This window comes from Lactobacillus melliventris (assembly GCF_013346935.1).
GTDB lineage: Bacteria > Bacillota > Bacilli > Lactobacillales > Lactobacillaceae > Lactobacillus.
In genome coordinates, this window is sequence record NZ_JAAEEB010000002.1 from 72677 (window position 1) to 90796 (window position 18120).

Annotated in this window: 13 protein-coding genes and 1 pseudogene; 4 read left to right on the forward strand and 10 right to left on the reverse strand. The window is 34.8% G+C overall.

Annotated elements, in window-relative coordinates; genetic code table 11:
* Window positions 1–238: 238 nt before the first annotated feature.
* Together GYV61_RS01920 and GYV61_RS01925 are read right to left on the reverse strand one after the other, a co-directional pair.
* Window positions 239–643 (reverse strand): Rgg family transcriptional regulator, encoded by a 405-nt coding sequence (locus tag GYV61_RS01920; RefSeq protein WP_338084988.1) that lies wholly within the window; start codon window positions 641–643, stop codon window positions 239–241.
* 554 nt (window positions 644–1197) lie between these two features.
* Window positions 1198–2055: a helix-turn-helix domain-containing protein gene (locus GYV61_RS01925; protein WP_174794549.1), complete on the reverse strand. Its 858-nt coding sequence runs from the start codon at window positions 2053–2055 to the stop codon at window positions 1198–1200.
* A 123-nt stretch (window positions 2056–2178) separates the two neighbouring features.
* On the opposite strand from GYV61_RS01925, the gene GYV61_RS01930 reads away from it, so the two are divergent.
* The 3 genes from GYV61_RS01930 to GYV61_RS01940 all read left to right on the forward strand — a co-directional run bounded on the left by GYV61_RS01930 (window position 2179) and on the right by GYV61_RS01940 (window position 4720).
* Entirely contained in the window at window positions 2179–3435 is a 1257-nt protein-coding gene (locus GYV61_RS01930; protein ID WP_174794550.1) for an MFS transporter, read from the forward strand.
* 541 nt (window positions 3436–3976) lie between these two features.
* Window positions 3977–4285: a hypothetical protein gene (locus GYV61_RS01935; protein WP_174794551.1), complete on the forward strand. Its 309-nt coding sequence runs from the start codon at window positions 3977–3979 to the stop codon at window positions 4283–4285.
* Window positions 4286–4462: 177 nt separating this feature from the next.
* Window positions 4463–4720 (forward strand): hypothetical protein, encoded by a 258-nt coding sequence (locus tag GYV61_RS01940; protein WP_174794552.1) that lies wholly within the window; start codon window positions 4463–4465, stop codon window positions 4718–4720.
* 407 nt (window positions 4721–5127) lie between these two features.
* On the opposite strand, the gene GYV61_RS01945 is transcribed toward GYV61_RS01940, so the two are convergent.
* From GYV61_RS01945 to GYV61_RS01955, 3 genes are all read right to left on the reverse strand, one after another.
* Window positions 5128–6051 (reverse strand): type II toxin-antitoxin system antitoxin SocA domain-containing protein, encoded by a 924-nt coding sequence (locus GYV61_RS01945; protein ID WP_174794553.1) that lies wholly within the window; start codon window positions 6049–6051, stop codon window positions 5128–5130.
* A gap of 13 nt (window positions 6052–6064) precedes the next feature.
* On the reverse strand, window positions 6065–6355 hold the full coding sequence (locus GYV61_RS01950) for a type II toxin-antitoxin system MqsR family toxin (protein WP_174794554.1): 291 nt from the start codon (window positions 6353–6355) through the stop codon (window positions 6065–6067).
* Window positions 6356–6621: 266 nt separating this feature from the next.
* Window positions 6622–12363 (reverse strand): S8 family serine peptidase, encoded by a 5742-nt coding sequence (locus GYV61_RS01955; protein ID WP_477218295.1) that lies wholly within the window; start codon window positions 12361–12363, stop codon window positions 6622–6624.
* A 269-nt stretch (window positions 12364–12632) separates the two neighbouring features.
* Here GYV61_RS01955 and GYV61_RS01960 point away from each other — a divergent pair, with 269 nt between their 5' ends.
* Window positions 12633–13538 carry a peptidylprolyl isomerase PrsA gene (locus tag GYV61_RS01960; protein WP_174794556.1) on the forward strand — a complete coding sequence of 302 codons (906 nt, stop codon included), beginning with the start codon at window positions 12633–12635 and terminating at the stop codon, window positions 13536–13538.
* Window positions 13539–13879: 341 nt separating this feature from the next.
* Here the strand turns inward: GYV61_RS01960 and GYV61_RS09735 are convergent, their stop codons facing one another.
* The 5 genes and pseudogenes from GYV61_RS09735 to GYV61_RS01980 form a co-directional block, all read right to left on the reverse strand.
* Window positions 13880–14152 carry a hypothetical protein gene (locus GYV61_RS09735; protein WP_338084984.1) on the reverse strand — a complete coding sequence of 91 codons (273 nt, stop codon included), beginning with the start codon at window positions 14150–14152 and terminating at the stop codon, window positions 13880–13882.
* 926 nt (window positions 14153–15078) lie between these two features.
* Window positions 15079–16305 (reverse strand): MFS transporter, encoded by a 1227-nt coding sequence (locus GYV61_RS01965; protein WP_174794557.1) that lies wholly within the window; start codon window positions 16303–16305, stop codon window positions 15079–15081.
* A 103-nt stretch (window positions 16306–16408) separates the two neighbouring features.
* Window positions 16409–17254: a helix-turn-helix domain-containing protein gene (locus GYV61_RS01970; protein ID WP_174794558.1), complete on the reverse strand. Its 846-nt coding sequence runs from the start codon at window positions 17252–17254 to the stop codon at window positions 16409–16411.
* A 20-nt stretch (window positions 17255–17274) separates the two neighbouring features.
* Window positions 17275–17550 (reverse strand): annotated as a pseudogene (locus GYV61_RS09830) (hypothetical protein); the annotation flags it as partial.
* Window positions 17551–17677: 127 nt separating this feature from the next.
* Complete coding sequence (locus GYV61_RS01980; protein ID WP_174794560.1) at window positions 17678–17929, reverse strand: hypothetical protein; 252 nt, start codon at window positions 17927–17929, stop codon at window positions 17678–17680.
* Window positions 17930–18120 lie beyond the last annotated feature (191 nt).

The following is an 18120-nucleotide window of genomic DNA, read 5'->3' on the forward strand; positions in this document are numbered from 1 at the left end:
AAATTATGCAAAAAATGGCAATGTTACTAAAAAATACTTGAGTACTGATGATGTGAACCCTAAAATTAGGTAGTTTATAGCTGTTAGCTAATGACTAATTCTTACTATTTCGAATAAATTGTTTCCACTGACATATACCATAGTAAGAGTTTTTGTTTAGCTAATTAATCATAAAAAAGCCCCAAAAGCTGTTTAACTTTTGGGGCTTACATCAAATTTAAAATTAAATACGATATTTTTATTTTTGCTTTTCAAAAAATCTAGTTATTTCCTTGCCATATTCAGGCATCCCTAATAAAGAAAAATTTTCAATTGCCTTATGACAAATCTGTAAATATTTATCCTTAGCGTCATATTGGTACATAATCATGTTTTCAAGTAATACTATGACATTTTTATAGAAGAACAATTCTGGTTTGGTTGATATTTGATTTGCTGCTCTGACTAGGAATTTGGTTTCATCATACTTTTTTTCTTCAATGCACTGGATTAACAAATTACCAATAACAGTTAAAAGCATTTCTAAAATTTTCACATCATTTGATCCTTGAAATTGTTTAATTATCCCTCTAGAAATTATCACATTACTTTCTACATCATAAAACATCATAAAATTACAATAAAGGACTAACTCCGCTTGAATATCGGCAGTTAGTCCTCAGTTAATAGCTAATATAAAGTGTCCTAATTTTGGGATTCACATCACTATCTGACTAGTACTCTTTCTTATCTTGATTTTATATTCTTTTTGGCACATAACAAATAAAACATTGCCGTGCATGGCAATGTTTTTAATACTATTGGTTATCACACAATTATTTACTTTCGTGTGATTTTTTACAGGAAATTAGTTCTTTTCTAAATAAAGTTATATTTGAAAAAACCATAGTGGGCTAGTTCTAAATAATTTCGTTATATCGATATATCGATTTCTCCTTTCTAACGTTTTTTAATTATATTACTTTATAAAGTGATGATTTTAAATTCTATCAGTACTCCATTTGTAATTACCTGATGTTTGATTTTTCGTCGTTTTTTTTCATCCTTGTTACTTAGCTGTGAATGATAACGACCCAACCAAAAGTTGATGTACTTCATCTCCTCTGTTTTAAACTTTGTAGCTTAAGTATATTTTCGATTTAACAGAAGATAATAAAAAAGTCGTATTTGAATTTTAAATATCAAATACGACTTTTTTTAATTTTTCCCATATTTATCAAGAATGTCTTTCATATCTTTACTATACTCCGGCATGCCTAACGAACTAATGTGATCAATTGCCATTCGAGCTTTATTTAAATACTCAGCCTTTCTTTCATAGTGATAATTCACTATATTTTTAAGTATAAAAATGCAGTTTTTATAAAAAAATAAGTTCGGTTTAGTACTAATTTGATCAGCTGCCTGAATAAAGAATTTTGTTTCTTCATATCTACTTTTCTCAATACACATAATTAACATGTTTATCGCTATTCCTAATATTGTTTCTTGAACATTCGAACTTCCAGAATGGCGAAACTGTGTGATCACTCGCCGACTTATTAACAGGTTGCTATCGAGATCATAAAATGGCATCAAGTTACAATACAAATCTAATTTATTTTCGTCAAAATTAGAAATATTAAAAATCTTTTCTTTCAACTTAATTCGTTCTTTTTCATCAAGATCTTCTACGTGATTACCAACTAAAGCTATTAGTGCATCTATAAATAGCAACTGATCTTCTTTATCAGCTATTTCGCTATTTGCAATGACATTTTTAATATCCTTAAGCTGATCCTTATCATTATGATAAAACGCTTCATTAATCGCCTCGCCAATATCTCTATTTTCATCATATTTTACTTTATCTTCTTGACTAAGCTTGCTAAAAAATTCCCACAATTTAATGTTATTAGCACGCAGTAATGCAATCAAATCCTCAGCTGTAATTCTATGCTGATCTTTTTCAACTTTTGAATAATATGATGTACTAATCGTATTACCAGCCCATTCTTTTTGAGTTTTCAAACTCTCAATTCGATATTGCTTTAACAATTGTCCTATTGTCATCATTGACCCTCCTTAATTTCTTTCGAATTTGGTGTTTAACATTCAAATACGACATTTTTGATATTCCTTATTATAACCACGTTATAACTTAATATATAAAATATTTAATTTAGGAGTTATAAAATTATGGACATTTTTATAAAGAACAAGGATTATAGAAAATTTACAATCGCCAGTTTTTTATCTGGTGCAGGCAATATTTTGTTTTACTTAGCACTTATTACTTATGCAAGTAAATTAAGAAATTACGCCTTGGCTATTTCATTGATTTCAATTTCAGAATCAGTACCTCAAATTTTTCAAGTTTTTAGTGGATATTTAGCTGATCGTACAAAAAACAAATTCAAGCTAATGGTTTGGTTAGCTGCTATACGCTTTGGACTCTATCTAATCGTCGGATTACTTTTCGCTAGTGGATTTGCTGGCTGGAACCTAGTTTTAACTGTTATTGGCATTAACTTAGTATCGGATATTGCTGGCTCATACTCTGGTGGCCTTCAAACGCCTCTAATTGTTAACATTGTCGGAAATGATGAAGTTGCTGAAGCTGAAGGATTTGTTAGTGGGATCAACGGTATTATCAATATGATTGCACAATTCATTGGTTCTGGTTTATTACTTTTCATGTCTTATTCCAGCTTAGCAATCTTCAATGCCTTAACATTTCTAGCGGCAGGTGCCCTTTTTGCCAGCGTCGGCCGTAATTATTATAAGACTCGTCCCCAAGAAGAAACTACTTCAGTTAATGAAGAAGGATTCTTTAAAACAATTGCTTTATCATTCAAACAAGTAAAAAAAGCAAGGGGATTGTTATCAGTCGTTCTAGTAATTGCTTTATTAAATGGAGTTTTAGGAACAATTGAACCTTTAATTTCAATCGTAATCGCTGGTAATAAGTCTTCTATGGTCATTGGAACATACAGTTTTACGATTGCCCTAATAGGAGCTGTAATGACTGCTGGTATGGCACTTGGTAGCATTGTAGGCACAAAATTATTCAAGAACATGTCATTATTCACTATCGCAATTATTTCAACAGCTTTAAGTATCGCAGTTATTGGTACAATGCTTATTAAAAATATTTTCATTTGTCTGCCTGTCATGGCAAGCCTTGCAATATTTATTGGTACGGCTAGCCCTAAATTAACACAGTGGCTTGTTGAAGCAGTCGACCAAAACATTTTGTCATCAACTATGGGAATGCTTAACACGATTTTAATAGTGACTGCGCCAGTTATGACAACTATTTTTACTACAATTACTGCTTCTTTCGGCATTACTATCGCATTAACGCTATTATGTATAACTTGTTTAATTATTTTAGCAACAACAGTTGGGGTAGCCTATTCTACTAATAAAAATGCAGCTATTAATGAAGCTTAACTAGAAACAAATTTGTTACATTTACCTGTCCTTAATTTATGCCAAAGTAAAATAATTCCATATATATCAAAGCAACTTAACATAATGAAATAAAAGAGCCAGTTAAAAAAATGAACACTGGTGGCCAAAAATCTTGAAATAATTAGGCATAAGATCTCCAGACATGTTAAAATCGCCTCTGATTGGTTTATAATTATTCGCTAACAATAGAGAGCTTAACGTTTAAAAGTAACGTATTCAAAATTATTTTGACAATAATTGCACCTACTATAATGATGATTTCCACTGTATTTTTAAAATAAGCAATCAATATTTCAAATGACTTGTAAGAGTCATTTTTATTTTGTCTTTTAGTTATTAATCTTTGAAAAATTTGATAATTTTATATTATCAAGCACAAATTAACTGGATATTTAAAGAACTATATGTTTATATATACATAACTATTTTTAATATTATTTGTTGACAATCTTTTATACTGAACTATGATTTTAGTATCAATGTCGATATTAACGAAAAATATTATGAAAGGCGTACTATTATGAAAAGTACCATTAAAAAATTGGGAATTTCTCTTGCAGCAGCAAGTTTTATAGGAACGACTATGGCAAGAACTGTAGTAAATACATTTGCTGCTACGGATAACTCCGTAAGTACTTCCAATGAAAATCAAAACGACAGTTTATATGCGGCATTGTATGGTTCATTAACTAAAGATCAACAAGATGAGTTTGATCAAATTGTTAATGGTGCTGGACTTAATGAGGAGCAACAGAATACTCTCTTACAAGACAAAATTACTGAACAAAACAATAACCTGACGCGTGGTTTAAAGTTAGAAACAATTTAAAAGCTAAATCACTAAAAGCTTTTGTAAACTTTCTAACTGATTATGAAGGTAAAGCTGAAGACGGTTACGGTATGCACTAATTCATTATCTCCATTTTGACAAGACAGTCGCTTACTGGACTGCACGAACAATCGTATTTATTTATCTTTAAAATAATTTAAAAGGTGTGACTATAACATGAATACTACTTTAGTAATAATAATTATTTTAGCTTTAGAGCTTCTGCCAATTGATACTTGGCTTATTAAATATAATATGGTGATTGCTAAACCTATATTTTTTAGTTTAGCGTTGATTGCCGTGTTTGTTCTCTCTCTAGTAGGCTTTGCAAAAGCTTTTCATTGGTATGATTATCTAATAGCGGTTATTGCATGTATTTATGAGTGGATAATATTCTTCAGAAATACTCAAAATAAGCAAAAGCAAACTAATTAGCTCTGCCAAAGCAACTTACTATAATGCACATTGAACGAAGCTGTTACAAAGAATAAAAACTTAAAGGCTGATTTAGCAATTGCTTATAAATTTTAACCAATATAGCAAGGTTACGTTATTTCCCCTGCCCGCGGTTGTAGCCACCGAGGTTAACAACTTTTCAAGAAAAACTGTTTTTTATGTTACCTAGGCTCTTTACAATAATTTCTTGCACAAGAATAATTTATTCATGTTATTGCCTAGATATAAAGAAAAAGAAGCCTTGTAAACAAGACTTCTTTTCTAAATTTCAAGCAGCTGCTTTAAGGCGGTTAGCTCTGTTATAGGTTAAGCAAAAGACTGACCCTACAACTCAATATATGTATCGAGCCCCACATTAGGACACTTATTATTTATTCTTTCTCAAACTATTCTTCTATTCCTCGATTAAACGAATCAAAAATCAACTGATCTTTAATTATTTCTCTATCAGGAGTTAAATCCCATGGTGATCCGGGCCGATGAGTCTGCTTACTTAATCGAGCAGCATTGTAATTAATGTAATCCTTATTAACCTTATCTAGTAAATTTGCAATCTCACCATCTTTAGAAACCAGGTTATAGTCATCTATAGCCTCTTTGTCTGGTTTATCAATATCTAAAACACGCTGACCATTAAACTTATTATGTACTTCAGTTATTGCTGGACCGTATTGCAAATGAATAATAGAAGAAGAAAACAGTCTACTTCTAGTTTTGACTAAAAATCTACCATATGCAAAATAAAGAAGCTTATTGACTTTCATTTGCGTTAATGGATCAATGTTCAAATCATTATCCCGCTCAAAGTAATTCTCAACTCGAAACCAATTGGCTAACTGCACAGCAGTGAATCTAGGTTGCTCAGGTTGTGATTCCACAACACTATCACTATGGTTCAAATAAGAATTAACCTTTGCTATCAATTCATCAGAATATTTATTCTTCTCATCAGAAATATATTGTTCAAGTACATTATCGCTCTTTATGAGAGCTTTTAACAACCTATTATTAGCCTTTGTTGGAAATGCACCCGCTTCGTAAAGAGCAATCGTATTTGGACTCAATCCGGTTAATTCTGCTAAATTACGTTGTGTTAAACCAACTTTAGCTCGATATTGTTTTATTTCTTTTGGTGACAATAGACCCATTTCGTCACGATATTTTTGACGGGCAATTTCAGCAGCTTGATCATCTAATGCCTTATCTGGAATCAGTTCATTGGTTTTACTGTCAAAAAGAGCTGGTGCTGTCACTGTATACTTATGTCCAGCAATAGTATAAATAGTAGTGAAATCCTTTTGGTAAGCCATATAAACCCCTCCTTTAATAATCAAGATGGAAACTAATAAATACTACTTTTTGATTGTCTTCAGTAAATACGAATTTAATGTAGTAAGTTTGGCCATCGCTTGTTTTAAATACCCAGACAAATTGTAATGGATTACTTCTATTCGGTTCATGTTTGACAAAATCACTGATTGACAACTGCTTAACTATTTCTTTCGCCAAAGTTACTGAAACTGGCATTGCCATTTTTTCTTTTCTTCGAACCATTTGAAAATGATCATGCTTCACCAAGAATTTTAGCCTCGCTAATGCCTCAGCAACTTCCATTACAAACCTCCAAATATCATTTCTACATTATTGTAGCATCTACTACTAATCAGTAGCAACTAGCAAATATTATACTTTGTAGTTCTATACAGATTGGCAGAACAAGGTAAAAGAAAAAAGAGCCAAGCAGTTTATTAGCTACTTGGTTCTTTTCATTTACTCTTTATCATCAGTATTTAGCAAAGAGCTGAATTTGATCGTCTTTTAAAATCTAGAAACTATTTTTCTTAGATAAGTTTTACATGACAAGACTAGTTATGAATCAACTATTTTACAAGATGAACTTTATAGAAGTTTACGCTCTTGATGTATTTACCTTGGCCAACTCTATAAGCTGTCTTCTTGTATTTCTTTAAAGCCTTATATTGATCACCGTAGACAGTCACAGTTGTACCCTTCTTGAGAAGCTTACGTGATGCCTTCTTACCATTAGACTTGTAAACGTAAGAGTTTCTCTTCAACTTAGCCTTGGTACCAGTAACATTTCTTACACGAACATATTCATTCTCATCTACTAGCTTGTAGAAATGCTGACCATTAAATGTATAAACCTTTAGCTTATCATTTTCAACTACAAGGTTAAGGAAGCTATATGCCTTGGCAATCTTAGAAGTCTTCTTAAGGTCATTAGTGTAAAGAATAGACTTAAACATTACCTTAGTTGATTTACCCTCTTCTTTGACATCCTTATTCTCCACATTAGTCTTGCTCTTATCTGACGCAGTTGTATTTGCATTTGCTTGTGAACTAGAGTTATTAGCGATTGGAGTGGTATTAGTTGATGGATTAACCCATGGGATAAATGATTCAGTACGCTTAACAGTTAAATCTTTTTCTGCTTTATCCAAAGCAGCGCTAGCAGTTTGGACATCTTTTAATGTAGCATTCTTATCTGCTAAAACTTCCTTGGCCTTGTCTAATGCATTTATATAAGCCTTCTTGGTTTCATCAGTGTATTTGTTCAAGTTCTTCTTAGAACCAGCGTCAACCTTAGCTTGAAGTTCCTTCTTTGCTTTTGGCAGATTATTATCTGAAGTATCTTTTTCTTTATTAGTCAATGCCTTTTCTGCTTTAGCTAATGCATCAGTTGCAGCCTGAACATTTTCTAATGTAGCGTCTTTGTCCGCTAAGACTTCTTTCGCCTTGTTTAAAGCTTCTTCATAAGTCTCCTTAGACTCATCAGTGTATCCACTCAAGTCTTTCTTTTCGCCAGCATCAACACTTTCTTGAAGTTTTTCCTTAGCATCGGATAAATTCTTGTCATCTGCATTAGGTTCGGTTTTCTTATCAAGATCCTTGACCTCTACAGATTTAACATCAGATTCATTGCCATATTTATCAACTGCCTTGAATTCAACGGTTCCATTTTCAGTGACTTTGAGTCCATCAGCTGGCATATCCTTGAATGTCTTGCCAGCATCAACACTGTAGACTACCTTTGCATCAAGTTCCTTGGTAGTAGCTTCAAGGAGAGCAGACTCACCGTCCTTTGCCACAGTTTGCTTTGTATCAGGCTCATTTAAGACCTTTTCCGGTTCATAGTAAACAACTAAAGCTTGAGTAGTTTCATTGCCTTGAGAATCAGTTACTTTAACATTAAAAGTATTCTTACCCTTCTTCAATTCAACTTCATACTTAAAGTCCTTCTTGACACCTTCCTTGCTGTTGTAATCTACATCACCCCAGGCAGATTCAATGTTATTATCATTGATTGATAGGTCATAGAACTTGTAATCATCAGCCACAGTACCAGAAATTGTATATTTATCCTTGTTAGTGTAAACAGGACCATCATTATCTAGGGTTAAAGCAGGTGATTCTGCATCTACATAGAAGCTTAATCTCTCTTGAGTAGTTTCTCTAACAGTTGAGTCACCAATCAAAGTAGATACAATCTTAGCACCGTGAGTACCAACATTTAGTGTTACTTCAAATGTTTGATCAGAATTGATCTTGACGTTCTTACCATCGATTTGCAAAGTAGTAGTTGGTCTCTTTACCTTACCCGTAATAGTCAACTCGCCAGTTTTAGGGTCATAGTTTTTGGTATCAGCGCTAACGCTGTTAGTACCCCATTGAATGCCGTCATCGAATATAACATCACTGCTTCTTACAGTTGTTTCACCACGATCACTAGACTTAACCTTTTGTTCAACGCTGGATGAATTACCGTCTTCATCAGTTGCCACAATATTAAAGTCATTTTCACCAAAGTTTACTGGTAGTTCAATAGAGAAGGTATGATCAGCATTCAGCTCAACCGCCACGTCGCTTTCGCCATCTTGCTTAATTACTAATGACTTAGTATCATCGCTTACCTTACCTGAAAGCTTAACAGTAGCTTCAGAGGTTTGTGCCAATTCAGCTGATGAATTCTTGCTTGCATCATAGGTATCATTCTTATCAACGGTTAAGCTTTCAACCTTAGCCGGGACAAGACTAACTGTAATTTCTTTTTCTTTAATGACGGTCTTATGATCAGCATCAGCATAGAGAGTGACCGTTGTCTTGTAATCATCCTTAGTAAGTGGAAGTTCAGCAGCAAATGTCTTGTCGCCATCACTTTCGATATCTAAGTCGTGAGTCTGACCATTCTTATCAGTATAAGTACCATATACCTTGCTTGGATAAGTGCCTAAAAAGATAAAGGATCCAGTGGCAGAGTAGTAGTTGTTAGTTGTTGAGGAAATCTTATCTGGTAAACCGCCATCTCTAAGAACCAGGCCAAAGCTAGTTTCACCTGGCTTATTGCTTTCACCTGAAGCAGTTACTGCATTTGAAGCATTATCAAATAGAGCTACAGCAAAGTTATTAGTACCTGCTTGTAAAGTTTTCACCTGTTCAGGAGATAAGACGATTTCAACCCTTTGGAAGCCATCCTTGTCTGCCTTAGCAGTTGGATCATATGTTAATTGACTGATGACACCGTTTACCGAAACATTTGCGTCACCACTCAAGCCGCTAAGATCATCCTTAGCTTCGGCAGACAAGTAGTAGCGAGTCTTTTCTTGGCCATTGTCATCCTTTTCTGTACTTGATTCTAGCTTGAGGTTCTTTAATACCGGTTTAACACTGTCTACCTTAACGGGCATATCGTAATGCTGCTCTGTATTTGTGCCATCAACAGTAGCAGAGATTCTGTAAGTGTATGTTCCATCAGGTACTTTAACTGTCTTATTAGCTTGTTGGTCAAAGTATGTACCGTCCCATTCAGGAGCTTCATTAAAGTAATTGTATGTTTGAGCTGGTGCGTAATAGTATGACTTAGCAGCATTACTTAACGAAGCTAAAGTATTAATTACTTTACCATCTTTATCCAAAATTTGGGCCTTAACGTTATTAGCATTTCTGTATAAGTAATAAACTGGTTTAAACCATTGGAATTGAGCATTATCCGCCGTAGAAATTGCGAATTTTGAAGAATCAAATGCAACATTACCGTTATCATCGATGCCTAAGCCCGGGTTAGCACTATCATAATCATTACCAACGGTTACAAAAGTTCCCAAGATATAATTGTATGGTTGGAATACATCTGGATCATTTAAGCCAGCAAAGATTGGCTGATCTGAACTTGCCCAGTCGCCAAAGAATCCCATGTATGGTAGACGCAATTGTGAATTATCTGATCCATTAAAGGTCAAAAATCCTTCAACATACTGATTTTCTTTAAAATCAGCAGGTAATGTTAATGTAATAGTAAGTTCCTTAGTTGAATTTGCAGCTACAACTACTTCACCATCAGCTTGAACTGAAGCACCATCAATTTGCTTGTCATACAAAACCGAACCACTATCAGTAGCAGAAGTATAAACATCTGATTCTTTACCATTATCGGTTAACTTATAAGTTAAATCCTTATTGGTTCTATTGGTAAACTTAACTTGGAATTTGAGAGTTCTATCTGTGAAGCTCTTAAGCTCAACACCTGGATAGCCATTGGTACCAACAACGGTTGAAGGATTTTTAACTAATGCCTGAATAGTAGCTTGTGCATTGATAAATCCAGCACCTTGTCTACGAGGTGAAACGATTACATTATCATGACTAATATCAGTATGAATACTTGCAGTATTCATTTCCAAAGTTTTGATAAATGCTGTTCTTTCATTCGGAGTCATCTTTTGATAAGTTTCATAGAAAGAACCCTTTTTATCATTCATTGCTTGACTAGCAAGTGCTTGCGTACCAGCAATAAATGGAGAAGCCATAGAAGTACCTGACATGTTAGTATAGCCATTATTATTTTGGGTTGACCAAATATTTCCACCTGGAGCTGAGATATCTGGCTTAAAGGCCAAATTAGAAACAGGACCATATGAAGTAAAGCTGGACATTAAATCTGTCTTAAGGGCTGAATTATCTAATGGCTGGACAGCAATGCTTACCTTTAATGCTTCATCAGGATTTTTTGCAACATATTCTACTAACTTGTTTCCTGCATCCTCTGATAATCCAACAGTAGGGAAACCAGCATTAAGTTGCATGTTATTTAATGCACCAGCTTGATTATTAACAATGACTAAACCCGCAGCCCCAGCTTCTTGTGCAAACTTTTGTTTATCTGTAAAAGCAAGGGTCCCACGCTTAACGATGGCAATTTTACCCTTAACATCAGATGTATATTGATTTGCAGAACCTGCACCTAATTGTCCATTTTTATCTTTAACAACATAGAATTGCTTGTCATTAAAGAATGAACGGTCAGTACCTGCTGAAAGTTGTGTAGTTTCTGGACCAGCTACTACAGTTTTACCATCAGCTGAAGTAAAAGTTATACCATCAGTAGTAACTTTACTATTCTCCGTTGATGCAACCGTTGTAGCAGTTCTGGCAGTACCCGGACTGCCTATAGTTTCCATGTCTGGATTGCCATAATATGCCTTGTTGTCTCCATCAGCCTTTGAGTTTGAGGTTCCGGAGTTACCAGCAGAAATTACAGCAGCAGTACCTGTCTTAGTAGCACGGTCAACAGCTGCAACTTCTGGATCATCATCGGTTTGCTGACCAGAAATAGAACCTAGAGACATGTTTAAAACATCAGCACCAAGTTTAGCTGAATCATCAATTGCTCCAATAATGCTAGTAGAATCAGTAGAAGCAGAACTAGCTGAATTAGAGAAGGCCTTCATTGCTAATAATTGGGCTTCTGGGGCAACACCTACAACTGAATTAACAGAATCTGAAGTACCATTGGCAGCTACGATACCTGAAACGTGCATACCATGTTGTTCGCTAGAATTATTATCAGTAATATTGTCATTGTTATCTGAATAGTTATGGCCATATGGGACCTTTTCAGTAAAGTAGCGACCATAACCAGCTTCTTTAGTGAAAGCATTAACCTTTGCTCTAGTTAATTTCGCTTTAGATTCATCACTCAAACGTAAATCTTTATGATTAGGATCAATACCTGTATCGATGATAGAAACTACAGTGCCTTCGCCTTTGTATTTATAATTATTCCAAACTGCGGAAACATTAGCCATATTGTCAGCAGAAGAATCATTGGCATAGTAGACTTTTGCCAAAGTAACTGATTTAACGCCTGGAATAGCTCTTAATTTTTGAATATCTTTAACCTTTGCTTTAGTAGCAAAACCGTTAACTACATAACCATAGCTTTTGCCAATTGCTTGGTGGGTAATTGCCCTTACCTTTGTTTTAACTGCAGCCTGTTTTGCAATTACTTTTTTTGTAGCCCGCTCAATTTCTGCACTACTTGAATTTGTGCTTACTGAACCATTTGTAGCTGCAGGTGCAGCAGACAATTGAACAATTACATCAACATATACATTTTGCTTTTCGTTTGAAGTTAAATGCTTGAGATTAACTCCCTTTGCAGCTAATTGTGCTTCAATTGCTTTATTTGTTACGCCAGCTGTAGCTGATTCTGCCGCTTTAGAGCTTTTTACAACAGTTTTTGTTTGACTGTCAACACTAGCTTTAACTTGCTGTTCAGTGTTAGAGAATACAGATAGTGCAGCGGCACAAACCAGCACTCCCATATACTTGTTTTTTTTCATAAATAATCCCCCAAACATTAATTAATAATATTATCAATTTAATATTATAGAGTAGTAAATTAAAAAATCAACCAACTTTTTATTAATAATGTTATTTATTTTTAATATTTTAATTAATTTATTCTTTTAATTTATGACGACTTTGCCTGCTATTGTGGTGCGTTCCTGCTTACTGCTTTTAATCTAATTGAATTAGAAGTTGCAATCTGCTTTAATAATTAGATAAAAAAATCTTCATTGGAGGAGATAAAATGGAAAAATTATTAAAAGGTATAATAACGACTGTAGCTGGTATTTCCTTACTAGGTTTAACAGGCTGTTCAAAATCAAATAATGCAGAAGTTGCTCAATATGGAAAAGATAAAAGAATTACGCAACAAGAGTTTTATAAGGAACTCAAGTCAGCCCCTGCAAGTAAAAATGTTTTAGCTAATTTGTTAATTTATGATGCTCTAAAAGCCCAATATGGCGGAAAGTTGAATTCTAAAGAAGTTACTCAAGAATACAATAATTATAAAGAGCGCTATGGCTCACAATTTGATGAATTTTTAGCACAAAATTTATATACTAAGTCATCTTTTAAGAGAATGATTCAAATTAACCTACTTAGTGAAATTGCATTGCAGTCTCAAATCAAACCCACAAGTAAACAATTAAAGGCAGAGTGGAAAACATATCAGCCGAAAATTACTGTGCAGCATATTTTAGTAACTAGTCAATCAACAGCTAAAGAAATTATCAATCAATTAGACAATGATAAAAGTTTTTCAAGTTTAGTAAAAAAATATTCTGTAGATAGTTCTACCAGCACTAATGGCGGAAAATTAGCACCTTTTAATCAAGAAAATAAAAATTTGGATTCTACTTTCAAAAATGCCGCATATAAGCTTAAAAATGGTGAATATACTAGTACTCCAGTAAAAGTTACTAATGGTTATGAGATAATAAAAATGATTAGTCATCCAGCTAAAGGGAGTTTTGAAAACAATAGAGCAGAACTAACAAATATTCTTTATACCAAATGGGCTGCAAATTCTACTGTGATGAGAAATGTAATCAGCCAAGTTTTGAAAGACCAAAACGTCAAAATTACAGACAAAGATTTAAAATCCGCATTAGATCAGTACAAAGGATCCACAAAATCAGGGTTAAATTAGAGTTTAGTTGTTTATAAAATCAACTTGAATACTTATCAAAAATTCAAGGTTAATTTAAATATCTAATCAATCAGTTCAGTATTATATGAACTGATTTTCCTTTTTCTCAAATAACGCTCTTATCACTATTTGTGAAGCATCTGTAAATGTAATTACAACTATATTTATATTTATAATTTTAAATATAATTTGCAATATTTACCTATATACACAATAATGCATTTGATATGCTTGCTAGTGATATTTACTAAGGACAGCTATATCAAATTCTTGAATAACAAAAGGCAGTTAGTTCAATGAACTACCTGCCTTCAACTTGCTATATTTGTAATCAATGCTACTTAACAAGAAGCATCATTTTTTCTTTTCTTTAAAAAACGAGTTATTGCTGTATATATAGTAATGACTATAACTATAGATACATAAGCTGTACCTAACATGATTTCTGTGAACCAAAAATCCTTTATTGCGCTCACCTCATGGACTCCAAAAATCATAGTGCCAAAACTATAATATGCGGAAAAAAGTGTGATCAAAACCAGTCCGACAACTATAATCAGTAATAAACTTGTTAGCCAATCTAAAAACTTTTTAATAGAATTCAAACTTGTCACACTTTCCATTGCGCTAGAGTATACAGCAAATACTTACTTAAAATAGTTTACTTGCAAAAGTTTGTTGCTGCTCAAATTTTCGACTTTTCTTACCAAAAGTATTTTTTACTTACTTAAAATAGTTTAATTGTAGCAAAAAGCGCTTTTTAGACCAACCCAAATTTAGATATAAGTATCCTTTTGCAAATTATACATATTATGATAATCAGCATTACTTCTGATTAATTTTTCGTGTGTATCAAAGCCGAGAATTCTACCATTTTGTAAAAAGAGAATCTTATCTGCATATTTCACCGCAGACAAGCGCTGAGTTACAAAAATAATCCTTTTGCCTTTGTTTTCTTTCGGTAAATTGTAAAATAGAGTTTGAATTTTATGACTGGCCTGAATTCAAGAATTTTTTAGATAAAATGTCTAACTTTTTAGTTGCACTTCAATTGGACCTAAGTCCATCTGAAGGGTTTTACTATGGTCAATTTTCCGTTGAACAAAAATTACAGGCACTCAGCTTACATGAGGAGGGCTACAGCACTGTTCTGTGGCTCAAACAATTGACACTGATTCACATCAACTAATTGATACCTAGACGAATACTTACAATTTCAAACTTGACTAAAAGCCGTGGCATCCATCAGTCCATACCGCGCAAAGGCAACGGACTGATGGTAGGCTTTCTTTGGCACCTTAAAGTGGAATATGTTCTACGGCTTTGAACAGACCTTCAAGAACTTTCCTTCACTGGAACAAGCAAGCTGAAAGGACTAACCCCGATTTAATATCGGAAGTTAGTCCTTAACTAGAGATTATTAAACTACTTTAATTTCAAGGGGCATATCTATTTTTAGTCTGAATGCTCAATCAAAACATCGCCAAACTATAGCAACAGAATCTGATGAATAATCATGTTAATGCCATGCGGATTCTTTTTACTTCTTGGCCTTGTGCCTGACCACGCCGAGGTAGTAGACCGCCGCGAGCAGCAGCGTAACACCGTAAATGTACTGCGTGCTGATCGAGCCCAGCCGGTCAACCACCAGTCCGCCCGCCATCGTCCCGAGCGGGATCATGATGGACAGGATGCTGTCGTTGATGGTCTCTATGCGCCCCAGCACCGCAGACGAGAAGCTGACCTGCACCAGGGCCTCAAAGTCCGTGTTCATCATGGTGAGCCACAAAGAGGAGACGGCCGAGTTCAGCAGGATGAGCAGGACGCTCAGGCCCGCCGTCAACGGAACCAGGAGGCGGAAGACGCCAGCACCCACAAAGCAAATTGCGATGAACAATTCCATGCTCTTCTTGCCCAGCTTGAAGTGCTGCACCAGGAAGGCACCAGCGATGCCGCCCAGAGACGAGGCCATCAGCAGGCCACCGTAGCCGATTGCCGAGTCATGAACGTAGTTCTGCCCAAAATACGGCAGGCCCACGTCGAAAATGCCGTAGAAGAAGTTGACGACGCACAGCGGCAGAATCAGTTCCAGGATGTTCTTTTCATCCTTCAGCGTCTGCCAGCCGATGCGTAGGTCCTTCCAGTAGGAGCCGGTGAAGTACTCCTCGCTCTCCAAGACGTCCTTGGCCAGGGCGTTAATCTGCAGGCGCCCGTAGGTCAGCAGGGCCAGCGCAAAAACCACGCCGGAGATGACCACGGTCATGCTGATTGACGTTGTCGCAATCAGAAAGGTGGCAAAACCGTCCAGAACTAAGTCCAAAACGCCGTAGGTCACCTCGAACAGGCCGTTGAAGTGGAGCATGTCCTTTTCCGCGACAAACAGCGGCAGCAGTTTGGTTTCGGCCGGGTAAATAATGGTTGAAAGAACCGTGGAGGCCGTGTAAAGAATTAAGACCACAGCGTCAGCCCCGATGCCGCCTTGACCCAGCTGCAACACCCCCACCACCGCGGCGCTGATTGCGGCCTGGATGATGGTGGAATAGTTCAGCAGCTTCTTCATTGAGATGCGATCAATCAGAGGGCCCAGGCCGAACGAGACCATGTCAACCCCGGAAGTAACGGTCAACAGGACCGCTACCATGAAAGGTGAGTGCCCGGTCTCCTTGAAGTACCAGAGCACCGCCATGTAGAACAGGCTGTCGGCGATGTTGGTCGTAACTCGGCCAACTAGCAGCTTATAAACGTTTGCATATTTTTTACGTAACATAATACACTTTTTTAATTATAATCCTTTTCTTATTTTTAATAATACTCATAATCGGTTGGCCATAAATCCATAATAAATTTATATTTTTAAATAAACAAAAGTTTCACAGTGGCCAATTTTTAACAACTAATGTACACCCCATATCAAGCAGATTCTCTTTAATCTGCTTAGCACGATTTAAATTACCAGAAAACAATGCCGAATAATATTTAGCTGATATTATATAAATGATCAAATGAGTGGTTGACTCTAAGCTTTGAAGATAATTTATAGCATTCACTACATTAGCTCCAATTATCCCTATTTTTCCATTCAATCTTATTGTTTGAGAATACTTCCAATGTAAATAGTTAACACAAACGATGGCAAATCTTTCTTTCATAATTTCTGAAATGTTTTTAGATCGTGATATTTTATTGAAGAAAAAGACCATCTTTTTTTCAACAAATTCAGTTGGTAAAATTTCAAATGATGTAGCAAACAAAAGTAAAGCTTGAATATTAAAAATCCAGTTACTCTCTTTATTTAAATCATCTATAATGGATTTCTTAAACTTATTATCTAAATCATCTGTAGTTTTTGTCAAAAAAGCAACAGCTATCTGTACTCTTTTTTTAAAATGAATACTAACATTAGCCTTTTTAATCTGCTCGAATGTTGTAACTGCTGCTACAACATCATGATTATTAAATGCAAGTCCAAATTGAGAGGATAATTTTTGTTCTAACCTATTGGAGGGAGGCATGTAAGTATCAGATACTTTATCAAAGAAATAAGATAAGTCTATATTGTGTTTTAGTAGTAATTTTATTAATAAATCACTGCTTATTCTTCTAGTACCATGGATCACACGTGAATACGTACCAGTTGTAATAATGCCAGCAGCCATTTCTTTTCCGGTTAGTCCAAGCTCTTTCTGCATTTCTTTCAAGGCTTCACCAATTGTCATAACTAATCTACCTTTTATGGTTATTCTTCATCAAGCTCTATTTTATGTTGATAGCTATTTAACCAGTTCCTTTCTCTAGGAAGGAAAGGAACTCTACCACTAGGATCAGCAATAGTTGTCTTTTCTAAGAGATGTCCTACATAGAATCCAGTAATCTGTGCAGAATAAATAGCTTCTGGGACTCCAGATATTGGCATTGTTACACTTCCTATAGCAAACAAACCTGGTATTTTTGTTCTACCAAATGAATCTGTAACTATAAATCCATTTGATTGCAAAATCTTCAAATTTTTTAAAAAATTAGTAGAACCATTATTTAATTTATACGAGTTATAATCAAATAATAAACCGTCATACCTTTTTTTATACTAATATCAACACCGTCAAATCCGGTAGCCGAAACAATTTTATTATTAAACCGAGCTATTTTTTATATTCTTGTACAGAGGAAACACTAAAGCCGGCCACAAATCTTGATAAAAGCGAAATTACTTTTGAGTTATAACAAGCTTTTATAGAATAAAGTAATTTTGTCTCATTAGTTTTTACTTCCGATAATTGTTTTAACGCTTCATCTATATTAAATCTAATAGCATCTTTTAAATAAATAACTGACGGTGTAGCAATTTTTTCACTATTTTTTATACCTTTTATTATTATATCGTTAATTTTCATAGCTTTGCCTTATCTATTCAGCGTTATTCTTTAATTTTAATTTTAGCATAAGCTCATATTATGTTTGCCTATTTTTCCTATAGGAAACTAAAACTTCTGTCCTGACATCGGTCCATGCGCAGATACCCTGGGGGTGTCCGGGCATCTGCGCTTAACTCCTTCCATGTTCAGATAATATGCGCTAACAAAAA